Genomic DNA, 18,323 nt, shown 5'->3' with positions numbered 1-18,323 from the left:
AGCTAATCTCTATTGTTGAAAGGTTAGGGATTTGTTTTATTTATAGTTGTAGCAACTTGTAGGATTATCTATGTCATTTTCAAATCTTTTTTAGTTTTTATTAGTAAATAAGATGCGTTCGCCCTGGGTGCGATCGGTACTGAACCCTTTGCCCACTTTTCATAGAAGAATTTGCTATAAACGGGCAAAACACTGGCTGTACAACCCTGAACTAAAGATGAAGAAGTGTTGGGTGCGATCGCAGTAATATGTGAATTGCGAATCCCATGTTGTTTGATATCCTGACTCAATTTTGCGAAGCGTTCTGGAAGAAGAGCGTGTTGCTTAAACCATTCCACAGGTTTTGCTCCTATTAAATGTCCCTTGCTCCATTCACTACCCGCAAAAGCAGGATACGCACCTCGTTCCTTAGCAAGGTACATTGATGCGGATGTGCAATAGTAACCGATGTCTTCAAATAAATTGCTGATTTCCTGAAGATGGGTGTAGGTGAGATGACGTTTTGCTAACCAATCGGCTAATCCCATACAGCCCACTCCAATTGTGCGATATTTGGCGTTGTGGGTGGCACTAGCAGCAAAGGGTGGTGAGGTGAGATCAATCGTGTTATCTAATATACGTACTGCGATTTGACAAATCTCTGCTCGCTGTTCATACTCAAAATTTGCAAGATTGATACTTACAAGATTACACGTGTGTGCTTCTTCACCAGGTTTCACATTTGACCAAGATTCCTGGCATAAATTCCCACCTGGAATATAGCCCTCATGCTGATTGGGATTAGCTTGGTTGACGGTATCTTTGAACCATAAATAAGGCATCCCGGTTTCTAATTGGGTTCGCATCACCTGTTTGAATAGTAGACGAGCATTCACTCGTTTGTAGAGCGTAATTGATTTATCTAAACTGACTTCGATTTGAAGATAAGCACGTTCAAATTTTTCACCCCAAAGTTCTGCTAGTTCAATCCCTAAACGAGTTCGCACCTCATACGGATCTACCAACGTCCATTCTGTATCTGCTTGCACCCTTCGCATAAATTCATCACTGACAACCAATTGCGGAAAAACATCATAAGCTTTGCGTCGTGCGTCTCCATTCTCGGTTTGCATTTCCAAAAATTCGCTTATGTCTAAATGCCAAACATCTAGACTGACGGTGACAGCACCTGCTCTGCGTCCACCTTGATTGACGGCGATCGCTGTATCGTTCAATAATTTAATCCAGGGAACAACACCACCAGAGGCGTTCTTCTTTCCCATCACCCAACTACCAGTAGCCCGAATCCGAGACAGATTCACGCCCACACCACCGCCATTTTTGGAAATCCGCGCTGCATCATGAATACTGCCAAAAATGCTTTCTAAATTGTCGTCCATTGCCGTAATGAAACAACTAGCAAGAGAACCGTTGGGAATCCGTAAGTTTGCTAAAATCGGCGTTGCTAAAGATATTTGACGACGAGCGATCGCTTCATAAAATCTTTGCGCCCAAATTAAGCGATTTTCTAGGGTTTCTACGGAAGCAATTAAGAGCGCACATGTTAAAAATGCTTCTTGGGGTAACTCATTCGCCAACAGATATCGCTTCGTCAGTAATACTGCTCCTGCATAGTCATAGTCAGCATCCCAGTCAGGATTAATCCAAGTGTTAGCAATTTCTAACTCTTGTTGAGTGTAGATTAAGATGCGGCGATCGTATTCTCCCAAGAGAATTTTGTTATGTACAGTTTGAGCATAGTAACCGTACTGATAACCACGGCTAACTTGAGTATCTTTCCACAAACTCCAAATATGTAATCGCCCTGCCACTTGCCGCCAATCAGGTTCTTCAGGGCTGCACAAATCCAAAGCACAGCGAATTAAATTATCCTGAATTTCTCTTGTGGTAATACCGGGGCGCAATCGAGTTGTCAGATGTGCTTCTAAGGCAATGGAATTTGCTGAAAGTCCGCAACAAGCCCAATTAACTACTGTGCGAATTTTATTAATTTCTAACGATGTCGTCGAACCATCACGACGAACAACATAGATATCCGTTGTGGAATCTTCAAAGAGTTTGGATGGAGCTTGCATACTGGATAAGTTGATGAATTGGAGAAAAATAATTGCCAGAATGGAAAAGAATTGTTAACTAGGTTTGGCAACATAAAAAATTGTCAACGTTATGTCACCAAACGCTGGCAATCCTAACAAGTTGTGAGGTTGAAAAATTGTTAGAAGAATTGTCCAATAAAAATCCAGAGCAAGTTTTGGTAAAGAATGAAACTTGCCCCGATTCATGACGAATGCCAGTATAGATCGACCATTGATTTTTACGCAAGCAAATCACAGTTGTGTTAATATGCAAGGGAATCTCGGTTTTGATGGGGAGCAGCCATCAGACGTAAGGGGGAAAGTCCGGTGTAAATCCGGCGCTGTCCCGCAGCTGTAATCAAGGCTTGCCTTGTAAGTCAGAATGCCCGCCGAAGTTGACTTGTAAATTTTCTACATCTGCGAGGCACGGATGGTTTATTACATAATGAGCGTCAACCCCAACTCTTGGAAACGCTACGCGAACGGGGAATTTCAAATTCCAAATTCCAAATTCCAAATTCCAATCTCCATAAATAAATTTAGGGGCTTGTATCCTGTCTGTTCTTTGGTCAGGTCTGATATTTTGAAAGCACCGCATATTAAAACGCTACAAATGGCGGCTTTCCACGAAATAGATAATTAACGTCTCGACTCAGCTCGACTTAAAGCTGAGCGAAGCCGAAGCTTTAATATTAAATTTCGATTAGTAATTACTCTGTCAGTAGTCGGGTAATTATTTGAACTTAGAAATCTGAGCAATTTTCGACGAGATATTGCACTAACTTGAGAGTGCTGTATATGGTGTGCATATACTTCTTCTGTGTATTTTCGTTAAATTCTTACTCGGTTAATCATCATGCCGAAATTTTATCTTCACCGAGCTGGGAAGATTCCTACTGCTGTTCATCCTTTTGTCAAACAAACGGGTTTTAAAGAAGATAAGCAAAAACCCTTTCTAAATCCCAGAGAAATGATTCGAGGTTGGCAAAATATCGCAAGTTCAACGTATAGGAAGATTAACATTGCCATCGCTCGTCTAATTCGGGATGAACCATGAATCAATTCAAAATTCAAAATTCAAAATTAAATATAGCTACTGACAAGGGGTGGGGTTTATACCTGCTTTGTGAGACAAGGATTTTTTTGCCCATAAGGGGGGAGGTTTTGAATCTAGGTTTTTTCATAAACAAATCAAAATCTATCAACTGTTAGCTACATAAAAAGCTTCACAACAATGTCAACTCTATTACTTTATTTTGCAATTGGTTCTGTTCTAGTTTTACTAATTGGAATTGCGATTTATTTCCTAACTGCCCGCAAGTATCAATCCTCAGCCACAGTCGCCAATTCCTACGACCAATGGACGCTTGACGGCATCCTAGAGTTTTACTGGGGAGAACACATTCACCTCGGTCATTACGGTTCGCCGCCACGACGTAAAGATTTTTTGGCTGCTAAATCTGATTTTGTGCATGAAATGGTTAAGTGGGGTGGTTTAGATAAATTGCCTCCTGGTACTACCGTCTTAGATGTTGGCTGTGGTATTGGGGGCAGCAGCCGGATTTTAGCACGAGATTATGGATTTGCTGTTACAGGGATTACCATCAGCCCTATTCAGGTGAAACGCGCCCAGGAACTAACACCCCAAGAACTAAACGCCCACTTTGCGGTCGATGATGCGATGGCATTGTCGTTTCCAGATGCCAGTTTTGATGTGGTTTGGTCAATCGAAGCAGGCCCCCATATGCCAGATAAAGCTGTTTTTGCAAGAGAATTAATACGGGTGCTAAAACCTGGTGGAGTATTGGTTGTCGCTGACTGGAATCAAAGGGACGATCGCCAAAAACCGCTAAATTTTTGGGAGAAACCAGTGATGCAGCAACTCCTAGATCAGTGGTCTCATCCAGCTTTTTCTAGCATTGAGGGATTTTCCGAGCTTTTGGTAGCAACAGGATTAGTGGAAGGGGAGGTAATTACGGCAGACTGGACGCAAGAAACGCTTCCTTCTTGGTTAGATTCTATCTGGCAAGGGGTGGTTCGACCAAGCGGATTTCTGCGTTTTGGACTGTCTGGTTTCATCAAGTCTGTGCGCGAAGTACCGACTTTATTGCTGATGCGTCTGGCATTTGGTACAGGACTGTGCCGATTTGGAATGTTCCGCGCTGTGCGGGCGAATTCACGTACAGAATTGATGAATAAAAACCTTGCTAAGGGAACTCCCTCAAGCTTGGTTAGGTAGGGGTTGCATGACGATTAATTTTGAGTTTCCAGCAATCACCTCATTGCCAAAGATGGATTTGACGAACTGTGATGTAGTTATTGTCGGCGGCGGTATTTCGGGTTTGACGCTAGCCTGTGGACTGCAATCGTCAGGTTTGCGAATTTTAGTAGTGGAAGCACAACAACAGCAGCAAGCAATAGAGCGAGCGCGAGCTTATGCCCTGTCGCCGATGACCAGCAAAATTTTTTGTGATTTAGGGCTGTGGTCGCAAATTGCGCCAAAAATTAGCCATTTTTCACGAGTGTTACTGTCGGACACAGACTATCCTCACCGAGTCGAATTTTGCCCAAAGGATTTAGGAGAACCAGCAGTTTACTACTGTGGTGAGCATGGGGTACTGATGGCGGCACTCCAGCAAAAAGTGGCAACAGCAGTCAACATCAGCTGTTGGTATGAGACTCAAGTGGTTGAGGTGCGCTATGGAGCCGAAACCGCAGAGGTGGTACTGGACAATTCCCAGGGTCAACAACGATTGCAATCGAAGTTGGTGGTGGCTGCTGATGGCATCAACTCGCAAATTCGCTCTTCTGCTGGCATCAAAACTAACGGCTGGGCTTATTGGCAATCCTGCATCACAGCTTTTGTTTCTCCAGAGCGATCGCACCAGAACATTGGCTACGAGCGTTTTTGGCCTAGCGGCCCTTTTGCAATTTTGCCCTTGCCTGATAATCGCTGCCAAATCGTCTGGATTGCCCCCCATGCAGAGGCTCAAGCAATAGTTGCTCTGCCAAGCGAACAGTTTATGACCGAACTACGACGACGCTACGGCGAACAAATGGGGAAACTAACTTTGTTGAGCCAACCCTTAGTGTTTCCGTCACAGTTGATGCAGAGCCATCGCTATTGCCAACCACGCTTGGCGTTGCTGGGGGATGCTGCCCACTGCTGTCATCCGGTGGGCGGTCAGGGGCTAAACATGGGTATTCGTGATGCGGCTGCCCTAGCCCAAGTGCTGCAAACTGCACAACAATACAAACAAGACCTGGGTTCTCTGGCAGTGCTAAAACGCTACGATCGCTGGCGACGCTATGAAAACTGGGTGGTACTTGCCTTTACTGATATTCTCAACCGTAGCTTTTCTAACCACTGGCTGCCAATTGTTAGACTGCGGCGGCTAGTACTACGGCTGATAATTTATTGGTCTTTCCCACGAAGGCTACTGCTGCGACTGATGACCGGGCTGTGGGGCCGCCAGCCACAACTTGACCACTCATCCTTGACGGTGTTGCAGAACATAAATATTTGAATTTTAACCAGCAACACTGCATGATATTTCCGGTTAAAACTTCTTTCTTGTGATTGCTCCCTTAATCAACAAATAACATCTTTGATATGTATAAAATTCCCGTCACAGTGATTACAGGATTTCTAGGCGCAGGCAAAACGACGTTAATTCGGCATTTACTGCAAAACAATGAAGGGCGACGCATTGCTGTTTTGGTGAATGAATTTGGAGAAATCGGAATTGATGGCGAACTTTTGCGTGATTGCCAAGTTTGTGACGACGAAGAAGACCCCAATAGTAACATTGTTGAACTCACCAACGGTTGCTTGTGCTGCACAGTACAAGAGGAATTCTTACCAGCAATGCAAGAATTACTGAAACGACGCGCCAGTTTAGACTGTATGTTAATTGAAACCTCTGGTCTAGCACTACCAAAACCATTGGTACAAGCATTTCGCTGGCCCGAAATTCGCACAGGCGCTACAGTGGACGGCGTAATCACTGTGGTGGACTGTGAAGCCTTGGCAACTAATCAATATGTAGACGATTTAGCAGCCCTAGAAGCACAGCGGCAAGCTGACTCTAGCATAGAACACGAAACACCGATTGAGGAACTGTTTGAAGATCAGCTGGCTTGTGCTGACTTGGTGTTGCTGACTAAAAGCGATCGCGTTGATTTCCCAACGCAAGTAAGAGTGCAGGATTGGTTAAAGCAGAACTTACCCCCTAGTGTAAAAGTCATTCCTTGCCAGGATGGTAAAATCAGTAGCGATTTGTTACTCGGTTTCAACGCTGCGGTAGAAGACAACCTAGATAGCCGTCCCAGTCACCACGATACTGAAGAAGACCACGAACATGATGATGGGATTAATGCAGTACAACTACTACTAGACCAAGCATTTGAGCCGACTGTCCTAGTCAAACGCTTGCAAACATTAGTGCAACAGCAAGAAATTTATCGAATTAAGGGATTTGTCGCAGTTCCCAATAAAGCCATGCGTCTGGTATTACAGGGAGTTGGTAATCGATTTGACTACTTTTACGATCGTCCTTGGCAAAACAGCGAACCGCGTCAAACTCGATTAGTATTGATTGGACGGGAGCTTGAGCAGGTTCGCATTAAATCATTGGTGTTGGGGGAAGAAGCCAATGCGACCATCCAATAGTATTTGGCAAGGAAATTTTGGCTACTGGCAAAACAGCTTTATCCATAACAATATATTAGTAATTGGTTACACAGGATGGAAAGGATTTCAGTCATTTGGGCGGGGAGTTGTGTTATGTAATGTGGATACTCAAGTGACTCATCATACAATTACAAGCCTTGATACAGTTCCCTTCACCCTGCAATTTCTCCCTTCCGATTTGATTGGGTTTTACTTGCGATCGTTTCAGGATTGTGGATTTATATCACAATCAATCTGTTCATCCATGATTTCATCAATTTCCCCCGCAGTTGCAACATACAATCCCCATCAAGATATTCTTCTGGTGCTAAAGGCTGAACCTCAGATTGAGGTTAATTTTTTACACCAACTAAAAATTACTCCACCCGATTGCTACGAACAAGTTTGCAAGCGTTGGTCAGAATTTGAACCAAGCCTAATACCCTAGAAAGTACACAGTAATTTTAAAAATAGGAGTATAATCGATTGCTATCTCTCTGTCAAGTAGTTATTAAATATATAAAAACAGGAAAAATCTCCTGTTTGGGTATCAACTTAATGGAAGAAATACAAGGTAAAAAATTCCGCATTCCCCTACTAAGCTGAGAGAAAATTAACTTTAATTGCCAACCTACTTCTAGGACAATTACATGAAGAAATTTCTGACAAATTTAACAACTAAATCCGCAGTTTTGATGTCTCTAGCTTCATTGGTCATGACCAATAAAGTGACCACAGCTGGTGAACCAGTAAATCCCCAACCAGTAGACCGTGCTGATGCTGCTACTACACCAGTATCCGCATCAGACCAAAGAGCTTGTGTTAGACATCCGAAACTCGGTAAATTTTTCTGCGCTCACGCTGAACAATTATCTCATTTACAAAAAGGCGTAGCAGAGATTGATGTTACTGATGAGAACAGCGAGAAGGCATTACTTGGAGTTACAGATGCAGAAAGCGATGCTGCTGTAGCTATGTTTGGTTGTGATTGTGCTGCATCGATAAATTGTTTACGCCGCTTGCGGAATAGCCTCCCGTAGAATCTATTTTCCTAAGTTTCTCATCTTGGGAAAAGCAGGGGATAGGAGGAAAGTTATTTCTTTCTCCCCTCACTATTTTACAGATTTATGCTCGGAAATGTATAAATTGTTTATATAAAGCCTAAATAATATGAAACTATGAAACGTCGTGATTTTATTACTTGTTTTGGTTTAGGTTATGTAGCAAGTAGCTTACCTGCAAAAGTTGTAGCTTCTGCTCCAGAAACTACAGCAATATCATCAACTTCTGTAGATTGGCAACCAGTAGGAACAGTTGCCGAATTGGATAAAACTGGTCAGCTATTAAATGAAAACTCACCTGTTGGTTCTGTATTAGTAATTGGTACTTCTAAAAGCAAAAATCTAGTGGCTGTGAACCCTACCTGTACTCACATGGGTTGCACCGTAGAGTGGCTTGCAGAAGAAAAGATATTTTTATGCCCTTGTCATGCTTCCGAATTTGCTGCCAATGGCAATGTACAAATGGGGCCAGCTACAAAATCACTATCAAATTACGAGACAAAAATAGAAGGCAATTTAGTTATTGTGAAACGTAATTCGTAATACCCGCAAAGCGTGAAGCAAGCTACGTAGTTCGTAATTAATAATCTCAGGTTTCGTTTGGGGTTTTAAGTTTTAAAGAAAATTATTATGTGGAAATTTGCAACTAATACATTAGTTAATCAAATGACAAAATTAATAAACTGATATCGCCTGGAATATTAAGCATGAATGTGTCACTGTTTCTACCAATTTATATATAAATGCAAAAACCAAAACTAATCAATATTTCCAAAGCGACTCGTTACCAAAATGCGGCGATAGATTACTATATGGGGCTTACAGGTTCTGACTATCTTCATTACGGGTATTGGGAGCCACTACCTAGAAGCGATGAAGAATTAACTCTGACTCGCCTGCGTGCGGCTCAAGAAGCGTATACAGCTAAACTTTTGAGTTTTATTCCAGAGGGTGTAAAAACTGTGCTGGATGTCGGTTGCGGGATTGGTGGGAATGCAGTGTATTTAGGCTCACGCGGTTTCATTGTTGAGGGATTAGCACCTGACACACTCCAGCAAGAAAAGTTTATCAAGCATACTAACTCTCAAGTACCTTTCTATTTAACGAGATTTGAAAATTTTCACACCTCAAACTCCTACGATTTAGTTCTGTTGAGTGAAAGCAGCCAGTATATTGCTGTTGACGATTTAGCTCAAGGTGCGGCTCGTTTACTGGATAGCGGTGGCTACTTGCTGCTTGCAGATATGATGCGTTCTCATGCTGATTACCAAAAGGGTATCTTTTCCAATTGTCATGTCGCCAGTGAACTCCAGGCGGCTTTAATAAAAGCCGGATTCAAGTTAATCAAGACTGAAGACATCTCCACCCATATTGCGCCAACCATTGACTTGTGTGTTGATAAGTTCCGTACTTTTGGGCTGACTACAGTTAAATATATTGCTGATGTTGTAGCGATCGCACTTCCACCATTATACTCACTCGGACATTGGGCATTTAAGCGTTGGCTCGAAAAGCCAATTGCTGAGGGATTAGCAGCACGCGCTATTTTTGAAAACCATCTGTGTTATTCCATTCAACTTTGGCAGTTATCTAAAGGAGTTTAATTAAAGATGACCACAGAAATAAACACCCAAGATTGGCAACAAACTTTTATCGCCACTAATTTATTGGCAATTGGTTACAACGCTTGGGTTGGTTATTTAGGAGGAGAACGTGGTGTTGTAATTTGCAGCACTAATTCTCCGCATTTAAGTATAGCTTGCGAAACATTTAAAGCGCATTTTATCCCGCGTAAAAATCTCGCAGCTTTCTTAAATGCTTGGTTAGCAGCACCCGATACCGTACTGTTACAAAGACACTTCATGAATGCTCATATTCTCGAAGCTGTAGATAAATATAATCCTCAAAAAGATGTTGTGTTTTTGTTGGAATACGGTAATCAGGCTGGGTTTTTCTATTTAACTAATTTACCAATTACGCCATCGCAATGTTACCAAACTATATGCAAATCATGGGCAGAATTTCAACCTCAACATTCCCTTTCAATAGAAGCAAAAATACAATGATGCTTGCTTATCCAAAACCAAAAACAAGCTTTCTGGTTTTACCGTTTTTTCCCAATTGCTATGTACAGAGCTTTAATAGCAAAGTTAAAGCGTTAAACTACCTCTTAGAAACGTAATGCACTTGACAAAATTCAATCTCCAATGTACAAAAACTCTCCTTCCCCTGTACTGATAGTTAGGGGATTTCTTTTATGGGTGTTAGCAGTAGCAAAAGTATAATTAAAATTCAGTAAGTAATATGGAAAATCAAAATTATTATCGACTGAATTTACATATAGATAGCAACTATGGTAATGTGTCACATAACTGTCGGTTCTGATGGTGAGCAGCCATCAGGCGTAAGGGGGAAAGTTCGGTGTAAATCCGGCGCTGTCCCGCAGCTGTAATGAGACGAATATAACGTGTCTCCAAGTCAGAATGCCCGCCGACTCACTCTAGACACGAAACACTGATCTGCGAGGTACAGATGATACACATAGTTAAAGTATTTCAAGGGTTTAAGAAAGTACCCTCTGCAAGTGTTACTACTTCGCTTCGCTGTTAATCACAACACTTAATTTTGGATTGTCCTATAGGAATTTGGGTATCCATCAGGAATACCATAGAGTCTTTTTTGCTATTCAAATAGTATCCAGAATGATTTAGGTATGGCAATGCATTGCAACAAGCTAATTTCAGCCTAAATCTCAAAACTCATAGCACAAATCAATATCTGCATTTACTGAAAATGAGGAGTTTCATGTCTACTTCGCGTGTAGTTACTTATTGTGAATTTTTCTGCAAAATCTTCGTCTTGAGCGCAATTTATGCAATGGTATGTGGGGGATACGTAGCGATCGCCAATGCCAATCAAGTTCAACAAATATCTGAGTTTCCTAAGTCCGAAGGTTCTGCAAGAGATTTACAACCAGTTGCACAAACAACGCCTGAAAATACCCCAGCCTCTACAGAAGAAAAAGAACCAGATATTGAACTAACAGTCATCGACAAGCTATTGAATGAACCCGTTTATTCACCCTTTCGCCGCGAAGGGACAGTGAAAGATTCCACCCGTCCGGTTTACGTAATTACGGGTGAAGAAATGGAAGCACAGGGTGCTAGAACTGTTAGAGAAGCACTCAAATTTCTCCCTGGTATCCTACCTGATGGTACAGTTGGCACGGAAGTAAACGCCCTAAGCGGTCAATTTATTCGAGGTTCTAACTCTGCACAAGTCTTGATTTTACTTGATGGTAGACCAATTAACGAACTTGGTTCTGGTAGTTTTGACCTTTCAGAATTTACTACCAATATTGTTGAAAGAGTCGAAGTGTTACCCGGTGGTGGTTCTACCCTTTACGGTTCCTCTGCCATCGGAGGTGTGATTAATATTATCACTCGTCGTCCCACAGAAAAAGTAACGACGCAAGCAGGTGTGAATTTTGGTGCTTATGGGTTAAATCAGCAGACTATCAATAGTAGTGGGAGAGTAGGAAATGTTGGTTGGGTTGTAGGTTATAACCGTACCGAAGCCGAAAATAACTACCCTTTTTCCATCCCAGAGGCGAACTTTGAGGGAACCAGAGAAAATAATGATGTTATCTATAACAACTTTAATGTCAAATTGGAGGCAGATTTAGGTTCTCGCAATACTCTAACTCTTTCAACTTTGTATTTAGGCAAAGACCAAGGAGTACCAGGAGGAGTCCCTATTCCATTTCCTCAATTCGGACAAGGATTTTTTAACTCTCTCACCGATAATAATCGTAAATACACAGACCAAGTTCTCACTGATTTAACCTGGAACTCTAAATTAGGAAGCGGTGATGATTCACTGTTAACAGCGAGAGTTTACGCTGATTTTCTCAACACTCGTTCTGATAATCGTAGCGGCGAACTTACATCTCAGAATCGGTTTGACTCTAACCAAACTTCTCACGGAATTCAAACTACACACAGTTGGAATTTTGCTAAAAATCAGACTTTAGTTTATGGCTTTGATTATCGCAATACCAATGTACGGAACACCACATTTAGTTATAGTACAAACGTTATCAGAGAAAATTATGATGATGCTATAGGTCAAGGGGCAATTTTTGGTAGATATGAAATTAATTTCTCTCCTAGTTTTAGTATGAATTTAGGAGTGTGGCAAGATTTTAGTAGTTTAGTCAATGGTTCATTTACATCGCCATCTGTAGGGGCAAAACTCGCAGTTTCAGATTCAACTACACTCCGCGCTAACTATATCAGAAACTTTCGTGCACCGACGATCGCCAATTTATTCAGTAATAATCCTACCAACATTGGTAATCCTGAACTCAAACCAGAGAAAGGGGATAGTTTTGATGTGGGTATTGACCAAAAGTTAGGGAATATTGGCTTGTTGAGGTTGACATTTTTTAGTAACCGTGTGTCTGATACAATTGCCTTTACAAGACTCACGCCACCTGTAAATGGTAATACAGGCACTTGGGAAAACATCGGTTTAGTACACACGACAGGAATTGAAGCTTCATTAAATTTACAATTGGCGAGAAATGTTTATACTTTTGTTAACTATACAGCCAACGATCCGCGGATTTTAGAAAGTGCTAATCCCGCAGAGGTTGATAAAGAGTTGCGGTTTGCTGGTGCAGATAAATTAAATTTGGGTGTATCTTATGAAAATCCTCAAGGTTGGTATTTGGGTTTGTTGATGAATTCTTTAAATGGATATCCTACTAATAATACTAATACAGAGTTTTTACCAGGGTATACGACTTTTGATTTGAAAATGCGTGTACCAATTAGTGATAGTCTGGTTTTAACTGGGAGTTTGGATAATATGTTCGATCGGCGTTATCAGTTGTTTGCTGGGTTTCCTGATGGGGGGAGGGTTTTTCAGGTTGGGTTGAGTTCTCGGTTTTAAGGGTTTTTTCACCGATAGTTCCCCGCTTTGTAGCAACTGGTGTAGCGCAGAGGCGCAGAGGAGAATTAAGGATGGCTGAGTTTAATTGTTGGGTGACACCAGTTAATCAGGTGGTGCGGGAAGATTTAGCTACGGGGGGGTTTGTTGAGTATGAATATTTTGATTGTGGGAGTGATGTTTTAGCATCGTTACTATATACTTTGTTTGAACAGAATTGGCATCAAGTTGGGGTTGGTCATATTGTTCAAGGTAGTGTTTTAGAATTGGAATTTAATGCACCGCCAAAGCTTTGTATTCTCTATGATGGATATTTGACGGTAGCGGCTGAGGGTTGGCATTTACACTTGTGTATTGATACTAATTTTGGTGGGCCTTTGTGTAAAACTCCTGTGGAAGTGAGGAGGCAGCGTCTAGTTAGTCGTGGGGCTTTTTATCGGCGGTTTAATACAGAAGAAAATCCTAGAAGTTGGGGAATTCAGTTTTGGAATGGTGCTAATGAACAATTGATGACGATTTTATTACCTAACCCTTTGGTAGATGGAGAAAATTTATTACCGGAGGGGAAACCGAATTTAAATAAATTAGCTCTTTATCAAGATTTAAGAGATATTTATGTATTAGGTAAAGAACCCATACCCTTTACCAAAAATCCTCTGAAACATTCCTATATTTCCGTTTGTACCTCTACACGTTGTCTTCCTTCTCGCAAATGGCAACCTACATTTGATGCTTTAAAATCAACAGTAGAAAACGCAGGTTTAGACATCGAAGTGAGAACATCCGGCTGTCTAGAAGTGTGTCAATTAGGGCCAGTTGTCTTTTATTCCGATGATAGAACTTGGTACACTCGCGTTAACCCCAATGTTGCAGAAACTATTGTCAACGAACATCTAATCAAAGGTAATAAAATCACCGAAAACCTCTACCCACCCCAAACCCCCTAACTCATCCAATTTTCGCGCCAGTGTCTCTCCTGAACTCTCTGCGCGCCAGTTGCTTCAAGTCGGCAGAGCCGCCCAACGCACTGGCTTGCCTTTGCGCCTACTCTCCAAGTTCCGCCAAGGGCGGTATGCGTGAGATAAAAAATATTGAAACTTATGAAATTGGTAAAACTCCTCCACCAAAAACCAATAATCTTCCTCTGTCAATTATTCTTCATAGCCACTTTTATTGTCGCTTGCTATAACACCACAATTCACACATCAAATAATACCTGCATTCAAAACTATAACCCCAATCAAGATTACTTCTCCAATAAAATCAAAATCACTCACGCCACTGGCTTGGCGGTAGAATATCATAACCACTACAAAGTAGTCACTATCAAAAATCCTTGGCAAAATGCTAAAACCCAGTTTCAATATGTTTTAGTTCAATGCGGAACTCCCATACCAAAAGGATTTAATCAAGCACAAATAATTACAGTTCCCATTAACTCCATAGTCTCTCTATCGACTACACATTTACCCCATCTAGCCAAATTAGGTGTAGTTGATAAACTAATTGGGATTAGTAATAGCAATCAAGTTAATACTCCTGAAGTGGTTGAGAAAATTAAAGCCGGAAAAATTACCCAAGTCGGCAATAATTCTAATGTAAATATAGAAAAGTTATTAGAATTAAATCCTGATTTAGTAACAACCTTCGGTACAGGAAACTCACAAACTGATAGTTATAGCAAACTTACAGAGGCGGGTTTAAAGGTGGCGATAAATGCTGAGTATATGGAAGATACGCCATTGGGAAGAAGTGAATGGTTAAAATTTACAGCTTTATTTTTTAATCGAGAAGCACAGGCGGAAATAATATTTAATGAAATTGCTAATAAATATACACAAATAGCCCAAAAAGCTCAATATGTAAAAAACCGTCCGACTGTATTTGTTGGCTTTAATTTTAAAGGTACTTGGTTTATGCCGACTGGTAAAAGCTATGTAGCTAAGTATCTCGCTGATGCTGGAGGTGACTATCTTTGGAGTGATGATAAATCTGCTGGTAGTCTTCCACTGTCTTTTGAAGTAGTTTTAGAACGTGCAGCTAATGCTGATTATTGGTTGAATTTTAGCCAGGCTTGGCAAAGTTTGCAGGATGTAGTAGCTGATGATAGTCGCTATGCTGATTTTCAAGCTGTGAAAACTGGCAATCTTTATAATAACAATGCTCGTGTGAATGCGAATGGTGGTAATGATTATTGGGAAGGGGGAATTAGTAGCCCTGATATTGTTCTTTCAGATTTGATTAAAATACTGCATCTAGAAATATTACCGAATCATCAACTATTTTACTACCGCAAATTGATTAAATAATGTTAGTTAAAAAATATTTCCCTCGAAAACTGTTAACAAATGCTAAGTCTACGTCTATCAAAACCTTAGCTTTCTCACTGTTAATTATAGGTTTTATCTTAGCATTTTTACTAGATTTGGCTTTAGGTTCAGTTGATATTCCTATTCATGAAGTGATGAATATTTTACTGGGACAAGAACCTGAAAAGGCGACATGGGCTAATATTATTCTCAAATTTAGACTTCCTAAAGCTTTGACTGCAACTCTAGCAGGTGCGGCTTTAGGTGTGAGTGGCTTGCAGATGCAAACTTTATTTAAAAATCCCTTGGCGGGGCCTTTTGTGTTAGGAATTAGCTCTGGTGCAAGTTTAGGTGTCGCTTTGGTGGTACTAACTGCAAGTGTGACTACACCGATGTTATTGGCTGATTTGGGAATCATTACAGATTTTGGGTTGGTGATAGCTGCTAGTCTTGGCGCAGCATCGGTTTTAGGGGTGATGTTAGTTGTTTCTCGCCGAGTGCAAGACACAATGACACTGCTAATTTTAGGTTTATTATTTGGCTATGCTACTAGTGCAATAGTAAGTATTTTGTTGCAATTTAGTTCTAAAGAACGGATTCAAAGTTATATTATGTGGACTTTTGGTAGTTTCGCTGGGGTGACTTGGAAACAGTTAATTGTTTTAATTCCGGTGATAGTTTTAAGTTTATTGGTGGCGGTGTTGCAATCGAAATCTTTGAATGCACTGTTGTTGGGTGAATCTTATGCGCGGAGTTTGGGTTTAACAGTGCAGAAAACTAGATTTTCTCTTATTAGCAGTGCTTCTATTTTAGCAGGTGGGATTACGGCTTTTTGTGGGCCGATCGCATTTTTGGGTGTGGCTATTCCTCATTTGTGTCGTAGTCTGTTCAATACTTCCGACCATCGGTTGTTAATTCCTAGTGTAATAATCATGGGTGCAATCTTAGCATTAATTGCTGATTTGTTTTCTCAACTTTGGGTAAGTCAGATGGTGTTACCTTTGAATGCTGTGACTGCTTTAATTGGTACTCCTGTTGTTACTTGGGTAATTCTGCGGCGTAATTCCCAAAAATCTTTTCCCTCATGAATGATGTGATTTTAACAACTCACAACTTGACTATTGGTTACAAGACATCCCGAAAAAATGTACGGTGTATTGCATCGGATATCTCTGTATCTCTCTTAGCGGGGGAACTGGTTTGCTTACTTGGCCCTAATGGTGCGGGTAAATCTACATTACTGCGATCACTCGCTGGAATGCAAGCACCAATATCAGGTGAAGTACGACTCTTAAACGAAAACATATATCATTCACAACCACAAGACTTAGCAAAACGTTTGAGTTTGGTACTCACCGAGAAAGTTGATGTCGGAATGCTATCAGCCTACACCTTGGTAACTCTAGGACGATATCCTTATACTGATTGGTGGGGAAACTTGACACCCCAAGATGAAGCAATAGTACATTGGGCAATAAAATCTGTAGGAGCAGTACACTTAGCACAACGCCAAGTTAGCGAATTAAGTGACGGTGAACGCCAAAAAATCATGATTGCGCGTGCTTTGGCTCAGTCGCCTATTGTGATGTTACTTGATGAGCCAACAGCATTTCTCGATTTACCGCGACGGGTGGAAATTATGCAGTTGTTGCGCCAGTTAGCACGAGAAACCAATCAGGCGATTCTCCTTTCTACCCACGATTTAGATTTAACTTTGCGTCTGGCTGATAAGGTTTGGCTATTATCAACTAATGGTATTTTACACGTTGGCGCGCCAGAAGATTTAGTGTTGAGTGGTGCATTTGCTGATACTTTCGCGAGTGAAGGTGTAGAGTTTGATGTTGCTTCTGGAGAATTTCATCTCCATACATCCCACAAAGGAGAAATTAATGTCAGAGGTGAGGGTATTGCAATTGTATGGACTATTCGTGCTTTACAAAGAGTGGGATTCAAAGTTAATCAAATTCAAAATAGCTTACCAATCTCAGTAGAAGTGGTATCAAATTCTAAACAAGTCTTGTGGAAAATCACAAAAAACAAGACTGTATATACTTATGATTCATTGTATGAACTGATTAAATTTTTGAATTATTTATAAAAGCGTTGTCCCTAATCTATTGAGATTATCTAACTGTATTCTCCAAGAACAAAACTGCACCAATACACAGTTTCGATTCAGCAGTAACTCGACCTTCGTGAGAGTCGGAATAATCAACTGTTTTGTGGCAATGAAAGGCTTTATCATGTGTGATTGCCTCCAAAATGTCATGTGCTTTTTCAGGGGAAAGAGCATAAGCTACAGATTTTTTGAAAGGACATTTAATACAGGGTTGTTTCATATTTTTATTAATCATTTATTGCAGTTTCACCTAAAACTCGGCTTCGCTACGATTGTCATAAACTGCTTGTAGGCATTCTTCCAAGTCGTCACCTGACCATTTGCCGATTATTTTTAAGTGTTCGAGCAGTGAGCCACAGGTGGATTTTACTGGAGTGTGAGTGGCGGAAGGAGTAACTTCAGAAACAGGCTGTGTTTGGTTTTCTTTAGTCTTTAAAAAGTGTAAAAAGTCTAGTGTTTCAGCCAGAATAATATCTGAAGTGGATTCAATTTCCTGAAGGAGCAGGTCTTTAATAGTCATAGCGTATATTTTCCTCCGAATAATTATCACCAAGTTTTGAGCTAGCTTGGTGATAATCAATTTATAAATGTCGCCAGAAGCTCTTAGGCAGAGCTTTAAGACTAACAGTTTGTGGCTCAACTTTTACTGCTATTATAGTCGGCTGAACAGCTACAGTATCACTCACAAGTAAAGAACTAAGCAATTGTCGTTGATAGTCAACATCTTCTACTGTTCGGTACACTCTGCGATAATCAATTTGCATTCCCAAAGGTGTGGGAACAATTTGCAAATATTGATTGAGAGCTTGAACGTAAACATCATTGAAATTACGTTCATCAACGTAAGGATGTAGGATATCTAGTAATTGTATCGCTTGCCTGATTTCAGAAATATTCCGATTACCATCGATTTGTGATTGGCTTTCTTGGTAGCCTTTAGCTTTCTTATCAGCTATAGCAATCCTAAGTCATTTCTGAGAAAACACCATACTCATGAAGCTTTGGGAAGTCAAAAAATTGACAATGAATTGAGATTTCAAATAACGCTTTGACTACAGTAAAAGAATGACAGAAAAAATAAAACTCTCTGATGAATCGTTTGGCGTGTAACCAAATATCTTCAACAGGATTTTG

General features: G+C 40.8%; 18 protein-coding genes, 1 pseudogene and 2 riboswitches. Of the genes and pseudogenes, 14 read left to right on the top strand and 5 right to left on the bottom strand.

The window, feature by feature from the left end:
* Window positions 1-68 precede the first annotated feature (68 nt).
* Window positions 69-2,075, bottom strand: coding sequence for a ribonucleoside-diphosphate reductase subunit alpha (locus FNW02_RS34840; protein ID WP_191762077.1), 2,007 nt, complete (start codon window positions 2,073-2,075; stop codon window positions 69-71).
* A 265-nt stretch (window positions 2,076-2,340) separates the two neighbouring features.
* A riboswitch (cobalamin riboswitch) is annotated at window positions 2,341-2,483 on the top strand.
* Between the two features lie 448 nt (window positions 2,484-2,931).
* Between FNW02_RS34840 and FNW02_RS34835 the strand changes: the two genes are divergently transcribed.
* From FNW02_RS34835 to FNW02_RS34770, 14 genes are all read left to right on the top strand, one after another.
* Window positions 2,932-3,132, top strand: a complete 201-nt coding sequence (locus FNW02_RS34835; protein ID WP_191762076.1) for a hypothetical protein — start codon at window positions 2,932-2,934, stop codon at window positions 3,130-3,132.
* Between the two features lie 177 nt (window positions 3,133-3,309).
* Window positions 3,310-4,314 (top strand): methyltransferase domain-containing protein, encoded by a 1,005-nt coding sequence (locus FNW02_RS34830; RefSeq protein WP_191762075.1) that lies wholly within the window; start codon window positions 3,310-3,312, stop codon window positions 4,312-4,314.
* A gap of 7 nt (window positions 4,315-4,321) precedes the next feature.
* On the top strand, window positions 4,322-5,602 hold the full coding sequence (locus FNW02_RS34825; RefSeq protein WP_191762074.1) for an FAD-dependent hydroxylase: 1,281 nt from the start codon (window positions 4,322-4,324) through the stop codon (window positions 5,600-5,602).
* Between the two features lie 86 nt (window positions 5,603-5,688).
* Window positions 5,689-6,747 carry a cobalamin biosynthesis protein CobW gene (gene cobW, locus FNW02_RS34820; RefSeq protein ID WP_191762073.1) on the top strand — a complete coding sequence of 353 codons (1,059 nt, stop codon included), beginning with the start codon at window positions 5,689-5,691 and terminating at the stop codon, window positions 6,745-6,747.
* Window positions 6,731-7,195: a hypothetical protein gene (locus tag FNW02_RS34815; RefSeq protein ID WP_191762072.1), complete on the top strand. Its 465-nt coding sequence runs from the start codon at window positions 6,731-6,733 to the stop codon at window positions 7,193-7,195. Before cobW ends, FNW02_RS34815 begins: the two co-directional genes overlap by 17 nt.
* Window positions 7,196-7,397: 202 nt before the next feature.
* The gene (locus FNW02_RS34810) at window positions 7,398-7,787 is read left to right on the top strand and encodes a hypothetical protein (RefSeq protein ID WP_191762071.1); all 390 of its coding nucleotides are present in this window, start codon (window positions 7,398-7,400) and stop codon (window positions 7,785-7,787) included.
* Between the two features lie 138 nt (window positions 7,788-7,925).
* Window positions 7,926-8,351 carry a QcrA and Rieske domain-containing protein gene (locus FNW02_RS34805; protein ID WP_191762070.1) on the top strand — a complete coding sequence of 142 codons (426 nt, stop codon included), beginning with the start codon at window positions 7,926-7,928 and terminating at the stop codon, window positions 8,349-8,351.
* A gap of 200 nt (window positions 8,352-8,551) precedes the next feature.
* The gene (locus FNW02_RS34800; RefSeq protein WP_191762069.1) at window positions 8,552-9,412 is read left to right on the top strand and encodes a class I SAM-dependent methyltransferase; all 861 of its coding nucleotides are present in this window, start codon (window positions 8,552-8,554) and stop codon (window positions 9,410-9,412) included.
* 6 nt (window positions 9,413-9,418) lie between these two features.
* The gene (locus FNW02_RS34795) at window positions 9,419-9,874 is read left to right on the top strand and encodes a hypothetical protein (RefSeq protein ID WP_191762068.1); all 456 of its coding nucleotides are present in this window, start codon (window positions 9,419-9,421) and stop codon (window positions 9,872-9,874) included.
* 293 nt (window positions 9,875-10,167) lie between these two features.
* Window positions 10,168-10,317, top strand: a riboswitch (cobalamin riboswitch).
* 296 nt (window positions 10,318-10,613) lie between these two features.
* Window positions 10,614-12,764, top strand: a complete 2,151-nt coding sequence (locus tag FNW02_RS34790; protein WP_431356841.1) for a TonB-dependent receptor plug domain-containing protein — start codon at window positions 10,614-10,616, stop codon at window positions 12,762-12,764.
* Between the two features lie 71 nt (window positions 12,765-12,835).
* Complete coding sequence (locus FNW02_RS34785) at window positions 12,836-13,708, top strand: (2Fe-2S) ferredoxin domain-containing protein (protein WP_191762067.1); 873 nt, start codon at window positions 12,836-12,838, stop codon at window positions 13,706-13,708.
* Between the two features lie 153 nt (window positions 13,709-13,861).
* Entirely contained in the window at window positions 13,862-15,070 is a 1,209-nt protein-coding gene (locus FNW02_RS34780) for an ABC transporter substrate-binding protein (RefSeq protein ID WP_191762066.1), read from the top strand.
* A complete protein-coding gene (locus FNW02_RS34775) occupies window positions 15,070-16,158 on the top strand; it encodes an iron ABC transporter permease (protein WP_191762065.1) in 1,089 nt (362 codons plus the stop codon). Before FNW02_RS34780 ends, FNW02_RS34775 begins: the two co-directional genes overlap by 1 nt.
* A complete protein-coding gene (locus tag FNW02_RS34770; protein WP_191762064.1) occupies window positions 16,155-17,168 on the top strand; it encodes an ABC transporter ATP-binding protein in 1,014 nt (337 codons plus the stop codon). Before FNW02_RS34775 ends, FNW02_RS34770 begins: the two co-directional genes overlap by 4 nt.
* Window positions 17,169-17,193: 25 nt before the next feature.
* Here FNW02_RS34770 and FNW02_RS34765 read toward each other — a convergent pair whose 3' ends face one another.
* The 4 genes and pseudogenes from FNW02_RS34765 to FNW02_RS34750 all read right to left on the bottom strand — a co-directional run.
* Window positions 17,194-17,409 carry a hypothetical protein gene (locus FNW02_RS34765; protein ID WP_191762063.1) on the bottom strand — a complete coding sequence of 72 codons (216 nt, stop codon included), beginning with the start codon at window positions 17,407-17,409 and terminating at the stop codon, window positions 17,194-17,196.
* 30 nt (window positions 17,410-17,439) lie between these two features.
* Window positions 17,440-17,709: a DUF2281 domain-containing protein gene (locus tag FNW02_RS34760; protein ID WP_191762062.1), complete on the bottom strand. Its 270-nt coding sequence runs from the start codon at window positions 17,707-17,709 to the stop codon at window positions 17,440-17,442.
* A gap of 61 nt (window positions 17,710-17,770) precedes the next feature.
* Window positions 17,771-17,980: a hypothetical protein gene (locus tag FNW02_RS34755; protein ID WP_225226139.1), complete on the bottom strand. Its 210-nt coding sequence runs from the start codon at window positions 17,978-17,980 to the stop codon at window positions 17,771-17,773.
* A 172-nt stretch (window positions 17,981-18,152) separates the two neighbouring features.
* Window positions 18,153-18,323: pseudogene (locus FNW02_RS34750) on the bottom strand (IS630 family transposase); the annotation flags it as partial.

It is taken from the genome of Komarekiella delphini-convector SJRDD-AB1 (assembly GCF_014831675.1).
In the GTDB taxonomy this organism is placed as follows: domain Bacteria; phylum Cyanobacteriota; class Cyanobacteriia; order Cyanobacteriales; family Nostocaceae; genus Komarekiella.
The sequence above is the reverse complement of the archived record's forward strand: the minus strand, read 5'-3'. Positions and strand labels throughout refer to the sequence as shown.

Bases quoted from the DNA above. Each gene is read 5' to 3' on its own strand.
- FNW02_RS34840 (WP_191762077.1), bottom strand. From the start codon at position 2,075: ATGCAAGCTCCATCCAAACTCTTTGAAGATTCCACAACGGATATCTAT.
- FNW02_RS34835 (WP_191762076.1), top strand. From the start codon at position 2,932: ATGCCGAAATTTTATCTTCACCGAGCTGGGAAGATTCCTACTGCTGTT.
- FNW02_RS34830 (WP_191762075.1), top strand. From the start codon at position 3,310: ATGTCAACTCTATTACTTTATTTTGCAATTGGTTCTGTTCTAGTTTTA.
- FNW02_RS34825 (WP_191762074.1), top strand. From the start codon at position 4,322: ATGACGATTAATTTTGAGTTTCCAGCAATCACCTCATTGCCAAAGATG.
- cobW (WP_191762073.1), top strand. From the start codon at position 5,689: ATGTATAAAATTCCCGTCACAGTGATTACAGGATTTCTAGGCGCAGGC.
- FNW02_RS34815 (WP_191762072.1), top strand. From the start codon at position 6,731: ATGCGACCATCCAATAGTATTTGGCAAGGAAATTTTGGCTACTGGCAA.
- FNW02_RS34810 (WP_191762071.1), top strand. From the start codon at position 7,398: ATGAAGAAATTTCTGACAAATTTAACAACTAAATCCGCAGTTTTGATG.
- FNW02_RS34805 (WP_191762070.1), top strand. From the start codon at position 7,926: ATGAAACGTCGTGATTTTATTACTTGTTTTGGTTTAGGTTATGTAGCA.
- FNW02_RS34800 (WP_191762069.1), top strand. From the start codon at position 8,552: ATGCAAAAACCAAAACTAATCAATATTTCCAAAGCGACTCGTTACCAA.
- FNW02_RS34795 (WP_191762068.1), top strand. From the start codon at position 9,419: ATGACCACAGAAATAAACACCCAAGATTGGCAACAAACTTTTATCGCC.
- FNW02_RS34790 (WP_431356841.1), top strand. From the start codon at position 10,614: ATGTCTACTTCGCGTGTAGTTACTTATTGTGAATTTTTCTGCAAAATC.
- FNW02_RS34785 (WP_191762067.1), top strand. From the start codon at position 12,836: ATGGCTGAGTTTAATTGTTGGGTGACACCAGTTAATCAGGTGGTGCGG.
- FNW02_RS34780 (WP_191762066.1), top strand. From the start codon at position 13,862: ATGAAATTGGTAAAACTCCTCCACCAAAAACCAATAATCTTCCTCTGT.
- FNW02_RS34775 (WP_191762065.1), top strand. From the start codon at position 15,070: ATGTTAGTTAAAAAATATTTCCCTCGAAAACTGTTAACAAATGCTAAG.
- FNW02_RS34770 (WP_191762064.1), top strand. From the start codon at position 16,155: ATGAATGATGTGATTTTAACAACTCACAACTTGACTATTGGTTACAAG.
- FNW02_RS34765 (WP_191762063.1), bottom strand. From the start codon at position 17,409: ATGAAACAACCCTGTATTAAATGTCCTTTCAAAAAATCTGTAGCTTAT.
- FNW02_RS34760 (WP_191762062.1), bottom strand. From the start codon at position 17,709: ATGACTATTAAAGACCTGCTCCTTCAGGAAATTGAATCCACTTCAGAT.